We start from the raw sequence: 15,728 nt of genomic DNA, 5'->3' as shown, positions 1-15,728 counted from the left end.
TAGAGCCTGAAAAATTTCAGGCTCTATAAATTTTTATTTCTGTTCGCTTCTCCACTTATTAAAATCCAAAAACTCGCGGAATTGCTCTTTGGAAACACCGGATTCCATCGCTTCCTTTACGATTTTCATCCATTCTGTGTCGAGCTCGTCCTTGTTTATTTGCTCATGGATTAAATGGTCAACTGGGACATTCAAAACGGCCGCAATTTTTTCAAGGAATTGAATGGATGGGTTTGTCTGCAGGTTGCGTTCTAAAGAGCTTAGGTAAGACTTGGCCACACCAGCCTGTTCAGCAAGCTCTGATAAAGACATTCTTTTTTCCTGGCGAAGTTTTTTAACACGATCACCGATCATTGTATCTCACACACCTTATTATTGTATGTAATATGATTATAGCAGAATTCACAGAAAGGTTCCATATAAAGAACGATTTGTTCAATGTTATTATCATACCACAGCAATAACCAAATTATATAGATAGTTTTATAATAAATGCTCCACGTCACAGGACGGGAGCATTTTGTGTTTCAATGATTTTGATGACTTTTTCAGCTGCTGCTTCAACATCATCAGCGTTAACATGATGGAACTGCCCTTCATAGTCATGCTGCTTAAAGGCATAGCGGGGGTCATAATAGTGTTCCAATAATAGCTTAATGAACAGTGGGTAGTTTTCTTTTTCAACAGCTCCATCAAGCTGGGCACGAATATCATGATCCTTGAGTCTTTTTTTTATAAATATAAGGCTTTCGCTTACTTTAGGCTTGAACCATTCTTCCTTTTGATAGGGCTCAACATAATCCCTGAGAATACGCTGAACACGGGACTCCATACCTGCATACATATCGATGTGAATACCTGTTTTCTTCGTATCCAGCAGTTCATCTGGCTGAACGACCTTGCCGATTCGCTTGCTCTCTGCTTCCATAATGATATATGGAGACCCCTTAACCTCTGAAAGTGCTTGATACAGCAGCGCATCAAAGGTTTTTTGGCTGCTGCCCTCACCCATTCCAAACGAGCCGAAAATCGAGCCTCGGTGTCCCGCCATTTCTTCAAGGTCTATAACAGGATAACCTCTCTCGTTTAATACCTTCAGTACATCCGTTTTTCCCACGCCAGTCATGCCGTGCAAAACAACTGATTGATCTGGAATTAACTCAGCTGTGTTTTCAAGAATATATTGCCTGTAGGCTCTGTATCCCCCAACTAAACGAGGGAAAGACACGCCTGCATAGGTTAAAAAGGTGGCTACAGATTTACTGCGCATGCCGCCGCGCCAGCAGTAGATAACAGGCTGGTAGCCCTCATTTTTCAGGTCCCGAATTTTCCCGAGCATGGATGGGATTTTGGGTGAAACCATTTCCATCGCTCTCCATTTAGCAGCATCAGAGCCCTCTTTTTTATAAAGAGTACCAATTTCCACGCGTTCTTCATTGGTGAAAAGCGGTACATTCACAGCTCCTGGAATGCTGCACTCCTCAAATTCAATTGGAGACCTTACATCAACCGGAACTGCCTTATCCATTTGAATATATTGTTCTACAGTTATTTCTCTCATAGAAATGCCTCCAAATTAAATGCTATATAGATTGTCCTTGATGGATCAAAGATTATTTCGTATGTCTCTATTTTATCTATTAAATAGGAATTTGAAAATAAAGGTGCCTTCCCTAATCATACTCCTTTTTTCGTTAGAACGGTTTATAAAAATTTTCCAAACACTGTAATATCAGCATATCCATTGGTTTTGCTTTTTAAAAAGGAGGATAAATAAAGGGCAAAGGTGGTGCGAAGTATGTCCTTGAATACCGAGGTAGCTGTTGTCGGAGGAGGGATTGGAGGATTGACGCTCGGGCTGAAGCTTGCCAGGTCGAAGATAGATGTAATGGTAATTGAAAAGCTTGAAGAGCCATCTTCCATTTACAAAGGAGAGCTCCTGCAGCCGAAGAGCCTGCAAATTTTCGAGAAGCTTCATGTTCTGAAAGAGATTCAATGTAATGGTTATTCTTTTTCCAGGATTGCCTTTGAGGAAGGAAAAAATGAGTTTTTTATGGACTATGGAATACTGCCGGGAGACTATGATTATGCCGTTATGATCGAACATGAAAAGCTGAAGAGAATTCTCCTCAGCCAGGCACTGCAGTATCCGAACTTTCAGTACTTATCCGGCGCTTTCGGAAAAGGCTATTGTGATGGGCGTTTAATAGTAGAGAGGAAGAATAGGAAGGAAAGGCTCTCTGTAATGGCTGATTTCTACGTCGGTGCAGAAGGCAGGAACTCTATTACCAGAAAAGAAATGAATAGCAAAATTAAAAAAATAGATTATAACCATCATTTTTTGACTGTCACTTTTCCAAGGCCTCAATCGCTGGATGAAGGAAAAATCATTTCAAAAGATGAACGGTTCCTTGGTTTATTTCCGCTGCCCAAAGCTAAGGTCAGGTCTGTCTACCTGATTCCAAAGGGGAGTTATAAGGAGTTTCACGCAAAGGGGATAGACCATTTTCATCAAAACTATCTGGAGCTTTTTCCGGACTTGAAGGGGTACGTAACGAGGCTAAAGGATTGGAGTGATATTCAGCTAATGATTCCGACAGCTTTTTATGCTGATAAATATGTGAATGGCAGGTACGCAATATTGGGTGATGCCGCCCATACGGTTCATCCAATGGCCGGCGAGGGGATGAATATGGCCATCCAGGATGCTGATATCCTTGGGGAATTGTATGAAAGTATGTATTCAACCGGGAGAATTTCACCCGGCAGGCTGAAGTGGTATGAAAAAGTCCGAAAGCCGCGGGCTGAAAAAATGATCAGCCTCAGCCACTTATCCGCTTTGGTTTACTCCTATTCCAACCGATTCATTACTGGAATTCGCCGGAAAGGATTGAAGCAAATTGAAAGGGACAAGACACTTCAATTTAAACAAATGCTGAATGTCTCCGGGCTTGGGTACTGGTCCGAATCGGCATTGGACCGTTTTGTACAGGCGGGAGTGCTGCCTGCAAGAAATAGAGGCCTTTCCTCGAATGCAAAAAGGAATTACTTTTACACAGATAAAGACGACTATCCTTGGAAAAGCTGAAAGAAGGTTGGACAAAGATGATAAAGGAATATGTACGTTTACTCAAAGCAAGGAATTGGATGAAAAAAAACCAGCCGTTTCTGTATAGCTGGCATGCTTATGTAGGCTTCGAGCTTGACCTTTTTTCACAGTTCAGGAAATGGAGGACAGTTAAAGAAGTGGCATCAAGCAGGAATCTGCAGGAAGAGCTGCTTTTAAGATGGGTGGAGGTGGGACTGGCCATCCGCCATTTAAAAAAGAAAGGGAAGGATAAAATTAAAACAGCTTCCAAATTCAGTCTGCCCTCGACACCGGATAATCCTAGGTCCACAGGGATCATTCTGAAAGAAATGATGGAGGTTCATATCCCAACACTGCTTTCATATCCGGAACTGCTTCGTTCTAATAAGAGAAACATTTTTAACCATGAAGAACATGGGCAAACAGTTGCGAGAACCTCCTCACTTCTTGAACAGCTCGCCCTGCCCCGGCTTTTAAAAACAATCCGTAAAAACAAGATAAGGCGGATTATTGACATTGGCTGTGGAGAAGGAGGCTATTTGACCAGGATCAGCCAAAAGTTTCCCAATGCTGACCTGACAGGAATAGAGATTAATGAAGAAGTGGCCGAATCGGCCCAAAATAATTGCCGGGACTACCAAAATATTAACATCATCGCTTCCGATTTCTATGATTATACGCCTGAATATGAGGCAGATTTGATTATGATTAACAATTTGCTTCACTATATCGAGCCTCAGGATCGCAAGCAGCTTTTATCCCGTTTGAAAAGCTGGCTCAGCCGAAATGGTTCAATAACAATCATTACTCCCATACTCCACCCCAAAAAAGGAGAAGCCTTTTCAAGTGTTTTTAATAGCTTCTTCTCCGCTTTTGAAAATCTATATCCGACCCCGACAGAGGAGGATATCGGCCATATGGCGAAAGAATTAAATTTAAAAATAAAAACCTTTAAGCCTGTTGTAACAGAAGGCGGCTGGTATTTTATACAGCTGACTAACAAGTAAATACCGGTCTGCAGGATACAGCTCTTAAAAAAATGGTAGAATGGGGATAAAACAGGACTAAACGGTGATGAAAATGAGAAATAAATACTTATTAATATATGAGGAGCTTGCCCAGCAAATTCAAAATGGCAAGTATCCTGCCAGATCAATTCTGCCATCAGAAAATGAATTGACTGAGATGTATTCAACTTCAAGGGAAACTATTCGAAAGGCCTTGAATTTGCTTGCGCAAAACGGGTTTATCCAGAAAATCCGCGGCAAGGGCTCGATAGTCCTTGATTTGAAAAAACTTCAATTTCCCATTTCAGGCTTGGTAAGCTTTAAAGAGCTGGCTGGGAAAATGGGCCAGCGGGCAGATACGATTGTAGATAGTTTTTCCTTAACTCAGCCAGATTCTGAGACGATGAAGCATCTTCATGTTGAAAAAAATGAAAAAGTCTGGAAAGTCTTCCGTATCAGAAAAATTGAAGATGAAAGAATCATATTGGACAAAGATTTTTTAATCGAAAAATATGTACCCGGCTTAACTGAGGAAATATGCCAAAGCTCTATTTTTTCCTATATTGAAGGAGAGCTAAGGAAAAAAATCAGTTTTGCGAAAAAGGAATTTACAGTGGAGGAACCGAATGCAGAAGATCGGAAACTCCTGGATATGGAAGGCTTCCATGCGATTGTCGTTGTGAAAAATTATATTTATTTTGATGACGCAACACTCTTCCAATACACGGAATCCAGGCATAGGCCGGACAAATTCAGGTTTGTTGATTTTGCCAGAAGGATGGACAGCCAGGTGTTTTAAAACTTCTCCTGAAATGTGAAATCTAACGTTTTAAGCACGTCCAATAAGGGAAATCTCCATTATGTGAAGATTTTTTCAAAGGAGAGGATTACCTATGAGTAAAAAAATTGCGTGCTTAATTACAAATATGTTTGAGGATGTAGAATATACAGATCCTGCGCAATCATTTAAAGAAGCAGGCCATAAAGTGGTAACGATTGAGAAGGAAAAAGGAAAAACTGTAAAAGGGAAGCAGGGAGATGCTGCTATCGAAATCGATGAGAGCATCGATAACGTAAGCCCACAGGACTTTGATGCATTATTCCTGCCAGGCGGGTTCTCTCCGGACCAGCTTCGTGCAGATGACCGTTTCGTACAGTTTGCTAAATCGTTTATGGACGAAAAGAAGCCGGTTTTCGCAATCTGCCACGGGCCTCAGCTCTTACTCACAGCGAAGACACTGGAAGGCCGAGATGCTACAGGTTACAAGTCCATTAAAGTCGATATGGAATACGCTGGTGCAAACTATCAGGACACAGAAGTAGTCGTGTGCCAGAACCAGCTGGTCACAAGCCGCCAGCCGGATGATATCCCAGCCTTTACCAGCGAAGCGCTTAAATTATTATAAATTGAAGTGAAAAAGCCCTCTGCCGGAAGTGTCAGAGGGTTTTTGTTGGTTTAGTAACATATTTTCTTTATTCACTTACTTATTTTTTCTAAGATTGCCGAGCTCTTCTACCAATGCCTGCATTTCATTTGGGCTGAAGGAATCTTTTTTCATAACAAGATCGTAGATGTCTTTTAGCTCTTCATACATTTCTTCATCAAAATGAGATGGCTTGATTGCCCCAAGGTTTAAAACCTTTAACTTTTCTTTAATTGCTTCGATCATGAACTCAACATTTTCAACCGATTTTTCCGATAAATTATTCATGCCGGACATCCTCTCATGGTTATGTATTTGAAGAAGCAGTAACGGTTAGGTCACAGGCCTCCGCTTTTCAATTGTCTAGCTACGGGCGCCTTCCGCTTTTCTTTTCATCTTTCCACGTTCTTTAAAAAATGTCAACTGAATTAAGGGTTGCATCTGCAATGGAAATTAGTAGAAAATATAGGAGAGACAGATTGTACATAATACAGACGAAGCTTATTACACGGACTGAAAGGTTTCGTTATTTAAAAAAATGGGAAAAATTGAATCAAATTTTAATATAATATTTTAGTAAAAGGAGAATAAAATATGGGGAAATCATTGTTTTGGAAAGGTGTTTTATATGGAGCGCTTGCAGGGGGAGCATTGAGCATGCTGGACAAGACAACACGAGAAACCGTTGTCTCAAACTGCAAAAAAACGTCTGGTGATGTAGGTTATTATTTAGAGCATCCGGGCGAAGCTGTTAACCAGGTTAAGGAAGTATCAAATAAGGTTAAGACGGCAATTGAGCAAGTAAGTGAGGATGTGGCTTTTATTACTGGGACTGTTGAGGAGTTAAAGGAGATGGCTCCAGAAGTAACAGAAATTGTCCAAAATACAAAACAGGCATTTTCCGATATAAAGCCGAAGGGATCAAGCGGAACGCCACAGGAATAGGCAGGTGAGACGGTAAGGGCTCCGCATTAAACTCAAGTGAGGTGTTGGAATGGGACGAGCTTTTTCGACTCTGATTCCAAACTTATGGAGAAGAATAGAGGAAGATGATGTACTGGGTCTTGCTGCCCAATTGGCGTATTTTTTCCTTCTCTCTCTTTTTCCTTTATTAATTTTTTTAGTGACTTTACTTCCGTATCTGCCGATTACACAGGAGGATATTCTGAATGTGATTCGTGATTTTGCCCCAGGTGAAACGATGAAGCTGATCGAAACAAATATTTACCAAATTACACAGAAAAATGGAAAACTGCTTTCCTTTGGTATAATCGCCACCATCTGGTCTGCTTCAAACGGCATAAATGCAGTTGTAAGGGCTTTTAATAAGGCATATGACGTAAAAGAAAGCCGCCCGTTCCTTATTGCAAGAGGAATGGCCATATTGCTGACCTTTGCCATGATTTTTGTGTTTGTACTGGCTTTGCTTCTGCCTGTATTCGGAAAGCAAATCGGACTGTTTTTGTTTTCCGAGTTCGGTTTGTCCGGTCAATTTCTGGCGGTATGGAATATGCTGCGCTGGCTTGTCAGTCCTATTATTCTGTTTATTGTGTTTACAGGGTTGTATTGGATTGCGCCCAATAAAAAATTAACCTGTATAAGTGCAGTCCCAGGTGCGCTTTTTGCCACCGTCGGCTGGGTGCTGTCCTCGCTCGCTTTCTCTTACTATGTCAGCAGCTTTGGTAATTTTTCAGCTACTTATGGAAGCATCGGAGCCATTATCGTACTGATGATCTGGTTTTACATATCGGGAATCATCATCATTCTCGGCGGGGAAATCAATGCCATCAATACCAAATTCAAAAAAGAAGATTGTTGAAAAAATTCCTGCAGTTTCCTTCTTAAAATAGCGTCCATAGTTACACAATAATAGATGGGGGAATTCATCTTTTAAGGAGGGCTTATCATGACAAAGCATACGAAAAAAGACGGCGGCACAAAACAAAAAGGCAAAAATAAACCAAAACAAAAAACATCCGGTTCTGCTAACGGGCAAAACGGATATCATTAAGATAGAGAAACCAATAAAAGGAAAAGCCTGGGGAGTACCCAGGCTTTTCTTATTACCTTAAAAGTCTTAAGCTGTTTAAAATAACCAAAATAGTGGATCCTTCGTGTCCGATAACACCATAAGGCAAATCAAGAATCTGCAGGAAATTGGATGCGATTAAAAACATAATAACCGTAATGGAAAAGACAACATTTTGTTTAATAATCCGATTCATTTTTCTTGATAGGTCAATGGCTTCAGAAATTTTAGGAAGATCATTTTTCATTAGAACAACATCAGCAGTTTCCAATGCAACGTCGGTTCCTTCACCCATGGCAATCCCCACATTTGCAGTCGCCAGGGCAGGGGCATCGTTAATTCCATCGCCAACCATTGCGACATTGCCATACGTTTCTTTCAATTTCTTTAGATGCTCGACCTTATTTTCAGGAAGGCATTCTGCAATATGGTCATTTACATGGCTTTCGCTTGCAATGGCTGTAGCAGTTGTTTGGCTGTCTCCAGTCAGCATAATGGTGTAAATACCCTGTTTTTTTAGCTGGTCAATGGCCTGCTTTGTTTCTTCACGGACCACATCCTTTAATGTGATAAGGCCAACAACTTCATCATTTTTTTGAATAAAAACGACTGTTTTCCCCTGGCTAGCCATTCGGTCTGCAGCACCATCTGCAAATGCCTTTGCTTGCTCTTTTCCGACAAAGGCTGCCTTGCCGATTTTCCATTCATCATGGCCGACGGCGGCCTTGACGCCGAAGCCGGTTACATCTTCAATACTTTCCGGGTGGACAAGCGGTTCAGAAATATTTTCCTTGGCATATTTGACAATTGCATTTGCCAGAGGGTGGTTGGAGTGGCTCTCAATGGAAGCTGCCTTCAGCAGCACATCCTCTTTCGTAAGGCCTTGTTTCACAAGGAAGTCTGTTACTTCAGGCTTGCCTTTTGTTAAAGTTCCTGTTTTATCAAAAGCAATTGCTCTTAGGTGGCTTAAGTTTTCGAGATGCACGCCGCCCTTAAAAAGGATTCCGTGCCTGGCACCATTTGAAATCGCAGATAAAGTTGCCGGCATAATGGATGCTACAAGGGCACATGGTGAAGCTACTACGAGCAGGATCATCGCCCTGTAAAAAGTTTCTGTCCAGCTCCATCCCAAAAGGAAATGAGGTACGAACATCATTAGGACAACAACGGCCAAAACGATTTTTACGTATGTGCCTTCAAATCTTTCAATAAAAAGCTGGGATGGAGACTTCTCACTCTGGGCGGATTGCACAAGTTCGATGATTTTTTGAAAAAGCGTTTCATTATTTGGCTTTGTTATTTCAACTGTAATGGAGCCGTTTAAGTTAACTGTGCCCGCAAAAACCGGATCATCTGCAGTCTTGGAAACTGGGAGCGATTCTCCGGTTATCGCAGCCTCGTCCAAGGAAGAATATCCTTTTACAATTGTTCCATCTGACGGAACCCTTTCACCGGGCTTTACCAAAATCATATCCCCAATTGCCAGCTCTGAAACATGGACGCGTTCCTCGGTTCCGTCAAAAACTCTTAATGCCTCTTCCGGCTGCAATTCCATTAGAGAAGAAATTTCCTTATGGCTTTTATTCATTGTGTATGTTTCCAAAGCGCCACTGACCGCAAAGATGAAAATTAAAATGGCTCCTTCTGTCCAGTAGCCGATAATCGCTGATCCAATCGCTGCGAATATCATCAGCATTTCAACATTCAGCTCTTTATTCTCAATTGTTTCCTCAATGCCTTCTTTTGCCTTGGCAAAACCTCCAATGATAAAGGCCAGTAAATAAGTGACAATGGAGGCCGTTGTCAGGTCGCTGTGGTCCAAAAGCCATCCGGCCAGGATTAGTACGCCGCTGAGAAGAGCTGCAATCAATTCGGCATGCGGTTTGATTTTTACCCATAAGTTTTCATCATTTGTATTGCTGCTTTTTAGTAAAGCTTTTGCCTCTGTAGTCATGGTTTCTCCTCCTGGAAAATAGTTGTGTTTATATGAATTCCAATTTATCTCCTGTTGTCTGGTTGCAATTGATTATTTACAATTCTTCATATTCTTATTGAGAAGAATAATCACATTCAATACCCCTAAAAAACAACGAAAGCTGCCACCATAAAGGTGACAGCATTAAAACCGGTCATATGAGATAACGCAATTAGCATTATGCAAATATTGTATTCTATTATCTTTATCTTACTATATAACCTATGAATTGAAAAGGTAAACAGTCCATTAGAATTGTGACAAAAACTCGACTTTTATTCATTGTGTCCTTTAGAAGAGGGAAGCGCTTTGTAGAGTTCATTTTCCTTAAGGATTTCAAGGATTTGATTTTTCATAGCTGACATTTTTTGGCCGTCCGGGCTTTGGTCGCATTCCGTCCATTCAAAATGGCGTTCTCCGCCATTAATCCAGACAGTTAGTTCATAGCTTTCATAAGGCTTTTGATTACAGGCGTTCGATAAATTTCTTTCATGGAGATAGTTTGCCAAAATCATAGCTCTGTATATTCTGTTTAACTCTTCTTCAGAGAATTGAAAATCGCTGACAGTCACCATTTCCCCATTTTGCAAATCCTTTATAAGCTGCTGATCCTTTGTATTGATTTCGTTCCTTTTGCCAACCCCATACTTTAAATGAAACTCAAAGCGATCCTGAGCGGAAGTGTCATGCTCGATATAAATGATTTCCTCCTGGGTCCCACTGCAGTTGAGATTATAGTATGTTTCTGTATTGGTTTCTGTTTTTGTGATATTCTGGCAATTTTTTTCAGTTAGGCTGCCGGATCCGTATTGGTCTCTGGTCGTGTCGTGTTGATAATGAATGATTTCCCCATCATAATCCAAGTCTGTCAGAATGGGATCTCCTTCAATTGTATATTGGACAATCCGTACTTTAGCCCTTTTCTGCTTGTTAAATTGTTCAATAAATCGATCAAGTTCATCTAAATGTTCAATGCTTCCATGTGAATGAATAACATCTTTTGGCTTTGGATCATATTTGTCTGCGGGTGGATTAACACTATTGGTCTTTGAGCAGCCAGCAATCAAAATAGCAGAGAAAAGAAGTACAGCAATATATTTCATCCCATTCACCTCGGTTAATTAGACGTTATGGGAGGAAAAATGTTACAAAAGTAAAGAGCTGACGATAAAAAAGGTGATTTCCCAATAGGTTGTTGAGATTAAAATGGAAGCTTGCATACGTACTATTTTAAAATTAAATAAAGAGGATCCCGCTGCGATATCCCCTTAAAATGACTGGCTTTTTTTATAAACCGGCTGTTTATCTCCGAATAAAGTGACTGCCAGGAAGATAAGCAAAAGCATTACGCTAATGATGTTAAAAAAGCTGACTGATTTAAAGAATTGAATAAATAGACCGCCGATATAAGGGCCAATCAGGCTTCCAACACTAAAAGCAACCCCGCAAAGCAGATTACCCGTTGGCAGCAAATTTTTTGGCATTAAGTCTGTCATATAGGTGATACCGAGTGAAAAGGTGGAGCCAACCACCATTCCGGCGATAAAAAGGCACACGGTAAGTGCCAGCACCGATTCTTCCAGCAAGCTTGCAGCTACAAAACTGAGAAAACCAATAAACAGTACTCCCATCAAGATATTGCGTCTGCCATATTTATCGCTCATAATTCCAAGTGGAAGCTGGAATGCAATTCCTCCTATTGCAAACGAAGTCAGCAGCAGTGACACACTGGAAATCTCCAGCCCAATTCTTATGCCATAAATAGGAAAGCTTCCATTCAATGATGCCTCGAGAAACCCGTAACCCAAAGCTGGTAAAAAGGCGACCCAGCCATACTTGCTGGCCTTTGAAAAACGCTTCATCGTTTCTTTAAACGAATTGATTTCAATGGATTGTTCCGGATAATCGTTTTTCAAAGTAAATAAAAACAGCCAGGCAATCAGGCATAGAATAGAAGAGATGATAAACGGCAGTGTTTCATTGATTCTTACAAGTGGTGCCATTAAAGGACCAACAGCAAATCCAACTCCAAAAAGTAATCCATACAGTGAAATATTTCGGCCGCGTCTATTCTCCGGTGAAAAGGACGTAATCCAGGTTTGTGTTCCGAAATGAAGGGCATGGTCGCCAATTCCAATCAACAGCCGCAAAATGAACCAAAACCAAAAAGACTTCCAAACCGGAAAAAGAATAAGAGAGAGAACGACCAGGAGCCCTCCCAGTATGATTACCGGCTTATAACCGTACTTCCTCAATGGATATTCCATAAAAGGAGAGATTAGGAGTATCCCAATATATAACCCAGTAGCATTCAAGCCATTCAAGCTAGAGGAAATGCCGTCATTTTCAAAAATAATGGCGATTAACGGAAGGAGCATTCCCTGGCTGAAGCCTGAAATAGCAACAATGCTAATGAGTATCCAAAAACGCATTGTTTCTTTATTCATATTAAAACCTCTTTTTCTGAACGTGACTTAAAAATGTCTCCTAAATGATGGTATCGGGAATAAGGAATCTTGGCAAGAGAAATATAAAGGTGAATCAGGCAATACACGAATGAACTGGCCATATTAGTTTTGTTTACAGAAGAAATAGTGTAATCTCTATATAAATATAAAGTAAAAAGGGGCGAATACCATGGATTTTAAAATGAAAGAAGAAGTAGGTTTTTATGCAGAGCTGCCTTATGGCCGCCTGGATATAGCAGGGGATGATGAATATGGCTTCAGACCATTTCAGCTGCTTGTTGCATCTTTGGCAGTATGCAGCGGCGGGGTTCTAAGAAAAATCATGAAAAAAATGCGCATGAGTTTTGAGGATATCCAAATTAAAACGAGTGTGGAAAGGAATCCTGATATTGCTGACCGGGTTGAGAAGGTACATATTCACTTTCTTATTAAAGGAACTGATTTAAACGAAGCAAAGCTTCATAAAGCCATGGAATTAACAAGAAAGAATTGTTCAATGGTTCGCTCTGTGGAAGATAGCATTGAGGTTGTCGAAACATTCGAGATTGTTTAAAGGTTAAACTCCAGCATTTGAAGTTTAACTGCACGTTAATTTGAGATAAAAAACAAGGAAGAGCTCCCTCTTCCTTGTTTTTTATAAAGTGAGCTCTTCCGGACCTTCACCGGCTTTTGAAAAATACCGAATATGTTCAGGCTCCAATTTTAATAGTATATAGTTGGGATCGTCCGGGCCTGAGAGCCAATCCTTCAGCTTTTCATCCCAGAATTTTCGGCGGATTTCCGGAGAGGAATCAATGCTTGCTTTGGCCTCGATTTCGAAATATTCTCCGTTTGCATTTTTTACGTCAAGGCCAAGCAGGATGTGGACATTTGGATTCGCTTCAATGTCCTCCACTTTATGAGTATTTTTATTTGTGGCAGTATAAATCGTCAGGTTCTCATGAAAAAATAACATAAACCGGCTGAAGGGCTTGTTGCTCCGGATGGTGGCAAGGGTTCCAACTCCAGACTCATCAAGCATGTCTATCATTTTCCTTTTTAATTGTTCACTCATACATAATTCTCCTTTCATTTCCTCCATCTTAATCTGCACGTTCCTGTCTGTTTTATGACAAATAAGGCGTCCTGCTAGAACCATTTTATAAAAATTTAGTATAATAATCCCGACAAAAATAATAAGAATTGATATTTAATAACAGAAAGGGGTGCTCAAACATATGAAATTCCAGGAACAGAATACCATTGAAGAACGAATCCAGTTAATGGAAGAGCTTTCCCGGAGGTTTTTATCAAGAGCAGCTAAAAATGATCAAGAGGCCCGGTTCCCTTTTGAAAATATCATTGAGCTGAAAGAATCCGGATATACGTCTTTAACCGTTCCCAAACGCTATGGCGGCGAGGAAATCTCTCTTTATGATTTTCTGCGGCTGCAGGAAAAAATAGCGGAAGGCGATGGTTCTACGGCTTTATCAATTGGATGGCATATGGGAATTATAAAAAGTCTTGGCGAGAAAAAAAGCTGGAAAGAATCAACGTTTAAGGCGTTATGTGAAGAAGTGCAGAATGGTGCATTAATGAACAATTGTGCAACGGAACCGCAGACCGGCAGTCCGACAAGGGGAGGGAAACCTGTTACGACTGCTGTTCGAGATGGTGATAAATGGGTTATCAATGGCCGAAAAAGCTTTACGACGATGGCACCTGTACTAGATTACTTTAATGTGAGCGCTACGATTGCAGAAAGTGGCGAAACGGGAAATTTTCTGATTCCCCGGACTGCAGACGGTGTATCACTTGAGGAAACATGGGATAGCATCGCAATGAGAGGGACAGGGAGCCACGACCTTATTTTAAAAGATGTTAGTGTGAAAGAAGAGGCACATGTCGAGCTTTTTCATCCAGGCAAGAAAGGGGCGGCGGGGTGGCTGCTTCATATTCCTGCATGTTATATAGGCATCGCCCAGGCGGCTCAAACTTATGCGATTGATTTTGCAAAAGACTATTCACCAAATAGCATTAAAGGTTCAATCATCGATCTGCCAAACGTCAAGCAAAAAGTCGGTGAGATGGAGTTTGAACTGATGAGAGCCCGTCATTTTCTTTATTCAGTTGCGAAGCAGTGGGATGAAGAAGATGAAGAAGTTCGAAGCAATATGGGGCCGGAATTGGGAGCAGTTAAGCTTGCTGTAACAAACGCGGCGATTACTGTAGTGGATTTGGCGATGCGGGTAGTTGGTGCTCGAAGCCTGTCTGAAAAAAATCCCCTTCAGCGCTATTACCGTGATGTCCGGGCAGGCCTTCATAACCCGCCAATGGATGACATGACTATTCAAATACTGGCTAAACATGCAATCAATGATGATTAAAAAGCTGCTGTCTTATGACGGCAGCTTTTTGCATGTTAAAGCTACAGGAAAAAAGTGAAGAACCCTTTTAGATGTATAGGTTTTAGATGTATAGGTTTGATTTTTTTTGAAAAAGGTTAATAAAGAAGGATAGTTTCTACATATTTAATATGGAGTATTAAATTCATCCTATTTTGGTTTCATTTAATCACATATGCCAAAAAAAAGGATGAGAAGGCAATAATAAAAGAACATTATGAGAAAAAGGAGACAGACATATGACAAATAAAATTTTTATGGTGCTGGCCTTTGCCGGCGTACCGCTTTCGGTAATCGGAACACTGATGCATTGGTCCAATATTCTGCTGTTTATCATCTACTGCATAACCATTATTGCGCTGGCCAGCTATATGGGAAGAGCAACGGAAAGTCTTGCCATTGTAACAGGCCCACGGATCGGTGGCTTGCTTAATGCCACCTTCGGGAACGCCGTCGAGCTTATTATATCGATTTTTGCGTTAAAAGCAGGGCTTGTTAGCGTCGTTCTAGCATCACTGACAGGATCTGTATTAGGGAATTTGCTCTTGGTTGCAGGCTTATCCTTTTTTGTTGGCGGAGTAAAGTTTAAAACCCAGACATTTAATGTATATGATGCCAGGCATAACTCGGGCTTGCTGATGTTCGGCGTGATCGTTGCCTTTGTCATCCCTGAAGTCTTTGCGATGACGATGGATGAAGCGAAAACCATCACCTTCAGTATCGGCATCTCCGTTATTTTAATAGCCCTTTATTTAGCGGCCTTATTCTTTAAGCTTGTAACCCATCGGGGAGTCTATCAGCATAATGAGGAAAAGGGCAGCCATCATGAGGAAGAAGAACCGGAGTGGAGCAAAGGAAAGGCGATTGCCGTCCTTGCGATCGCTACAGTGGCAGTTGCTTATGTATCAGAAAATCTGGTTCATACGTTTGAAGAAGTGGGAGCAGCGTTTGGCTGGACAGAGCTATTTATTGGTGTCGTGATCGTTGCTATTGTTGGTAATGCGGCAGAACATGCATCTGCAATCATTATGGCTTATAAAAATAAAATGGATATTGCGGTCGAAATTGCTGTTGGCTCCACCCTGCAGATTGCCATGTTCGTGGCGCCGGTCCTCGTGCTGCTCTCCTTAATGTTCCCGACAGCCATGCCGCTTGTTTTTACATTGCCTGAGTTAATCGCAATGGTTACATCCGTGCTTCTCATGATAGTCATCGGCAACGATGGTGAAACGAACTGGTTTGAAGGAGCCACTTTACTGGCTGCGTATATAATCATGGGAATCGGTTTTTATCTGTTGTAAACATCAAAACTTAGCTTTAAAATCGGACGAATACGAAATCAGCCAACATAAA

At 41.1% G+C, this 15,728-nt stretch carries 16 protein-coding genes; 9 read left to right on the top strand and 7 right to left on the bottom strand.

The window, feature by feature from the left end:
• Positions 1-33: 33 nt before the first annotated feature.
• Positions 34-354, bottom strand: coding sequence for a helix-turn-helix domain-containing protein (locus AC3ZVC_RS00590; protein ID WP_490065802.1), 321 nt, complete (start codon positions 352-354; stop codon positions 34-36).
• A 148-nt stretch (positions 355-502) separates the two neighbouring features.
• Positions 503-1,561, bottom strand: coding sequence for a tRNA 2-selenouridine(34) synthase MnmH (gene mnmH, locus AC3ZVC_RS00585; RefSeq protein ID WP_490065801.1), 1,059 nt, complete (start codon positions 1,559-1,561; stop codon positions 503-505).
• 237 nt (positions 1,562-1,798) lie between these two features.
• On the opposite strand from mnmH, the gene AC3ZVC_RS00580 reads away from it, so the two are divergent.
• The 4 genes from AC3ZVC_RS00580 (at position 1,799) to AC3ZVC_RS00565 (ending at position 5,501) form a co-directional block, all read left to right on the top strand.
• Complete coding sequence (locus AC3ZVC_RS00580) at positions 1,799-3,088, top strand: FAD-dependent monooxygenase (protein WP_490065800.1); 1,290 nt, start codon at positions 1,799-1,801, stop codon at positions 3,086-3,088.
• Between the two features lie 59 nt (positions 3,089-3,147).
• Positions 3,148-4,095 carry a class I SAM-dependent methyltransferase gene (locus AC3ZVC_RS00575; RefSeq protein ID WP_490065799.1) on the top strand — a complete coding sequence of 316 codons (948 nt, stop codon included), beginning with the start codon at positions 3,148-3,150 and terminating at the stop codon, positions 4,093-4,095.
• A gap of 73 nt (positions 4,096-4,168) precedes the next feature.
• Complete coding sequence (gene treR / locus AC3ZVC_RS00570; RefSeq protein WP_490068769.1) at positions 4,169-4,894, top strand: trehalose operon repressor; 726 nt, start codon at positions 4,169-4,171, stop codon at positions 4,892-4,894.
• Between the two features lie 94 nt (positions 4,895-4,988).
• A complete protein-coding gene (locus AC3ZVC_RS00565) occupies positions 4,989-5,501 on the top strand; it encodes a type 1 glutamine amidotransferase domain-containing protein (RefSeq protein ID WP_490065798.1) in 513 nt (170 codons plus the stop codon).
• A gap of 75 nt (positions 5,502-5,576) precedes the next feature.
• On the opposite strand, the gene AC3ZVC_RS00560 is transcribed toward AC3ZVC_RS00565, so the two are convergent.
• On the bottom strand, positions 5,577-5,807 hold the full coding sequence (locus AC3ZVC_RS00560; RefSeq protein ID WP_035326433.1) for a DUF1128 domain-containing protein: 231 nt from the start codon (positions 5,805-5,807) through the stop codon (positions 5,577-5,579).
• Between the two features lie 306 nt (positions 5,808-6,113).
• On the opposite strand from AC3ZVC_RS00560, the gene AC3ZVC_RS00555 reads away from it, so the two are divergent.
• Complete coding sequence (locus AC3ZVC_RS00555) at positions 6,114-6,464, top strand: YtxH domain-containing protein (protein WP_490065797.1); 351 nt, start codon at positions 6,114-6,116, stop codon at positions 6,462-6,464.
• Between the two features lie 49 nt (positions 6,465-6,513).
• A complete protein-coding gene (locus AC3ZVC_RS00550; protein WP_490065796.1) occupies positions 6,514-7,338 on the top strand; it encodes a YihY/virulence factor BrkB family protein in 825 nt (274 codons plus the stop codon).
• A 244-nt stretch (positions 7,339-7,582) separates the two neighbouring features.
• On the opposite strand, the gene AC3ZVC_RS00545 is transcribed toward AC3ZVC_RS00550, so the two are convergent.
• From AC3ZVC_RS00545 to AC3ZVC_RS00535, 3 genes are all read right to left on the bottom strand, one after another.
• Entirely contained in the window at positions 7,583-9,502 is a 1,920-nt protein-coding gene (locus AC3ZVC_RS00545) for a heavy metal translocating P-type ATPase (RefSeq protein WP_490065795.1), read from the bottom strand.
• A gap of 296 nt (positions 9,503-9,798) precedes the next feature.
• On the bottom strand, positions 9,799-10,626 hold the full coding sequence (locus AC3ZVC_RS00540) for a DUF4362 domain-containing protein (RefSeq protein ID WP_490065794.1): 828 nt from the start codon (positions 10,624-10,626) through the stop codon (positions 9,799-9,801).
• Between the two features lie 165 nt (positions 10,627-10,791).
• Complete coding sequence (locus AC3ZVC_RS00535) at positions 10,792-11,970, bottom strand: MFS transporter (RefSeq protein WP_490065793.1); 1,179 nt, start codon at positions 11,968-11,970, stop codon at positions 10,792-10,794.
• 190 nt (positions 11,971-12,160) lie between these two features.
• Here AC3ZVC_RS00535 and AC3ZVC_RS00530 point away from each other — a divergent pair, with 190 nt between their 5' ends.
• Positions 12,161-12,544 (top strand): OsmC family protein, encoded by a 384-nt coding sequence (locus AC3ZVC_RS00530; RefSeq protein ID WP_490065792.1) that lies wholly within the window; start codon positions 12,161-12,163, stop codon positions 12,542-12,544.
• An 81-nt stretch (positions 12,545-12,625) separates the two neighbouring features.
• Here AC3ZVC_RS00530 and AC3ZVC_RS00525 read toward each other — a convergent pair whose 3' ends face one another.
• Positions 12,626-13,045 (bottom strand): pyridoxamine 5'-phosphate oxidase family protein, encoded by a 420-nt coding sequence (locus AC3ZVC_RS00525; protein WP_490065791.1) that lies wholly within the window; start codon positions 13,043-13,045, stop codon positions 12,626-12,628.
• Positions 13,046-13,208: 163 nt separating this feature from the next.
• Between AC3ZVC_RS00525 and AC3ZVC_RS00520 the strand changes: the two genes are divergently transcribed.
• Together AC3ZVC_RS00520 and cax are read left to right on the top strand one after the other, a co-directional pair.
• Positions 13,209-14,357 (top strand): acyl-CoA dehydrogenase family protein, encoded by a 1,149-nt coding sequence (locus AC3ZVC_RS00520; RefSeq protein WP_490065790.1) that lies wholly within the window; start codon positions 13,209-13,211, stop codon positions 14,355-14,357.
• Between the two features lie 257 nt (positions 14,358-14,614).
• Positions 14,615-15,676: a calcium/proton exchanger gene (gene cax / locus AC3ZVC_RS00515; protein ID WP_490065789.1), complete on the top strand. Its 1,062-nt coding sequence runs from the start codon at positions 14,615-14,617 to the stop codon at positions 15,674-15,676.
• The last annotated feature ends 52 nt before the right edge of the window (positions 15,677-15,728 follow it).

The sequence above is a fragment of the Cytobacillus sp. C11.1 genome (genome assembly GCF_058145115.1).
Note: the sequence above shows the minus strand (reverse complement) of the source record. Positions and strands in the feature narration are given on the sequence as shown.

Coding starts and splice junctions, on each gene's coding strand:
- AC3ZVC_RS00590 (WP_490065802.1), bottom strand. CDS start 354: ATGATCGGTGATCGTGTTAAAAAACTTCGCCAGGAAAAAAGAATGTCT.
- mnmH (WP_490065801.1), bottom strand. CDS start 1,561: ATGAGAGAAATAACTGTAGAACAATATATTCAAATGGATAAGGCAGTT.
- AC3ZVC_RS00580 (WP_490065800.1), top strand. CDS start 1,799: ATGTCCTTGAATACCGAGGTAGCTGTTGTCGGAGGAGGGATTGGAGGA.
- AC3ZVC_RS00575 (WP_490065799.1), top strand. CDS start 3,148: ATGAAAAAAAACCAGCCGTTTCTGTATAGCTGGCATGCTTATGTAGGC.
- treR (WP_490068769.1), top strand. CDS start 4,169: ATGAGAAATAAATACTTATTAATATATGAGGAGCTTGCCCAGCAAATT.
- AC3ZVC_RS00565 (WP_490065798.1), top strand. CDS start 4,989: ATGAGTAAAAAAATTGCGTGCTTAATTACAAATATGTTTGAGGATGTA.
- AC3ZVC_RS00560 (WP_035326433.1), bottom strand. CDS start 5,807: ATGAATAATTTATCGGAAAAATCGGTTGAAAATGTTGAGTTCATGATC.
- AC3ZVC_RS00555 (WP_490065797.1), top strand. CDS start 6,114: ATGGGGAAATCATTGTTTTGGAAAGGTGTTTTATATGGAGCGCTTGCA.
- AC3ZVC_RS00550 (WP_490065796.1), top strand. CDS start 6,514: ATGGGACGAGCTTTTTCGACTCTGATTCCAAACTTATGGAGAAGAATA.
- AC3ZVC_RS00545 (WP_490065795.1), bottom strand. CDS start 9,502: ATGACTACAGAGGCAAAAGCTTTACTAAAAAGCAGCAATACAAATGAT.
- AC3ZVC_RS00540 (WP_490065794.1), bottom strand. CDS start 10,626: ATGAAATATATTGCTGTACTTCTTTTCTCTGCTATTTTGATTGCTGGC.
- AC3ZVC_RS00535 (WP_490065793.1), bottom strand. CDS start 11,970: ATGAATAAAGAAACAATGCGTTTTTGGATACTCATTAGCATTGTTGCT.
- AC3ZVC_RS00530 (WP_490065792.1), top strand. CDS start 12,161: ATGGATTTTAAAATGAAAGAAGAAGTAGGTTTTTATGCAGAGCTGCCT.
- AC3ZVC_RS00525 (WP_490065791.1), bottom strand. CDS start 13,045: ATGAGTGAACAATTAAAAAGGAAAATGATAGACATGCTTGATGAGTCT.
- AC3ZVC_RS00520 (WP_490065790.1), top strand. CDS start 13,209: ATGAAATTCCAGGAACAGAATACCATTGAAGAACGAATCCAGTTAATG.
- cax (WP_490065789.1), top strand. CDS start 14,615: ATGACAAATAAAATTTTTATGGTGCTGGCCTTTGCCGGCGTACCGCTT.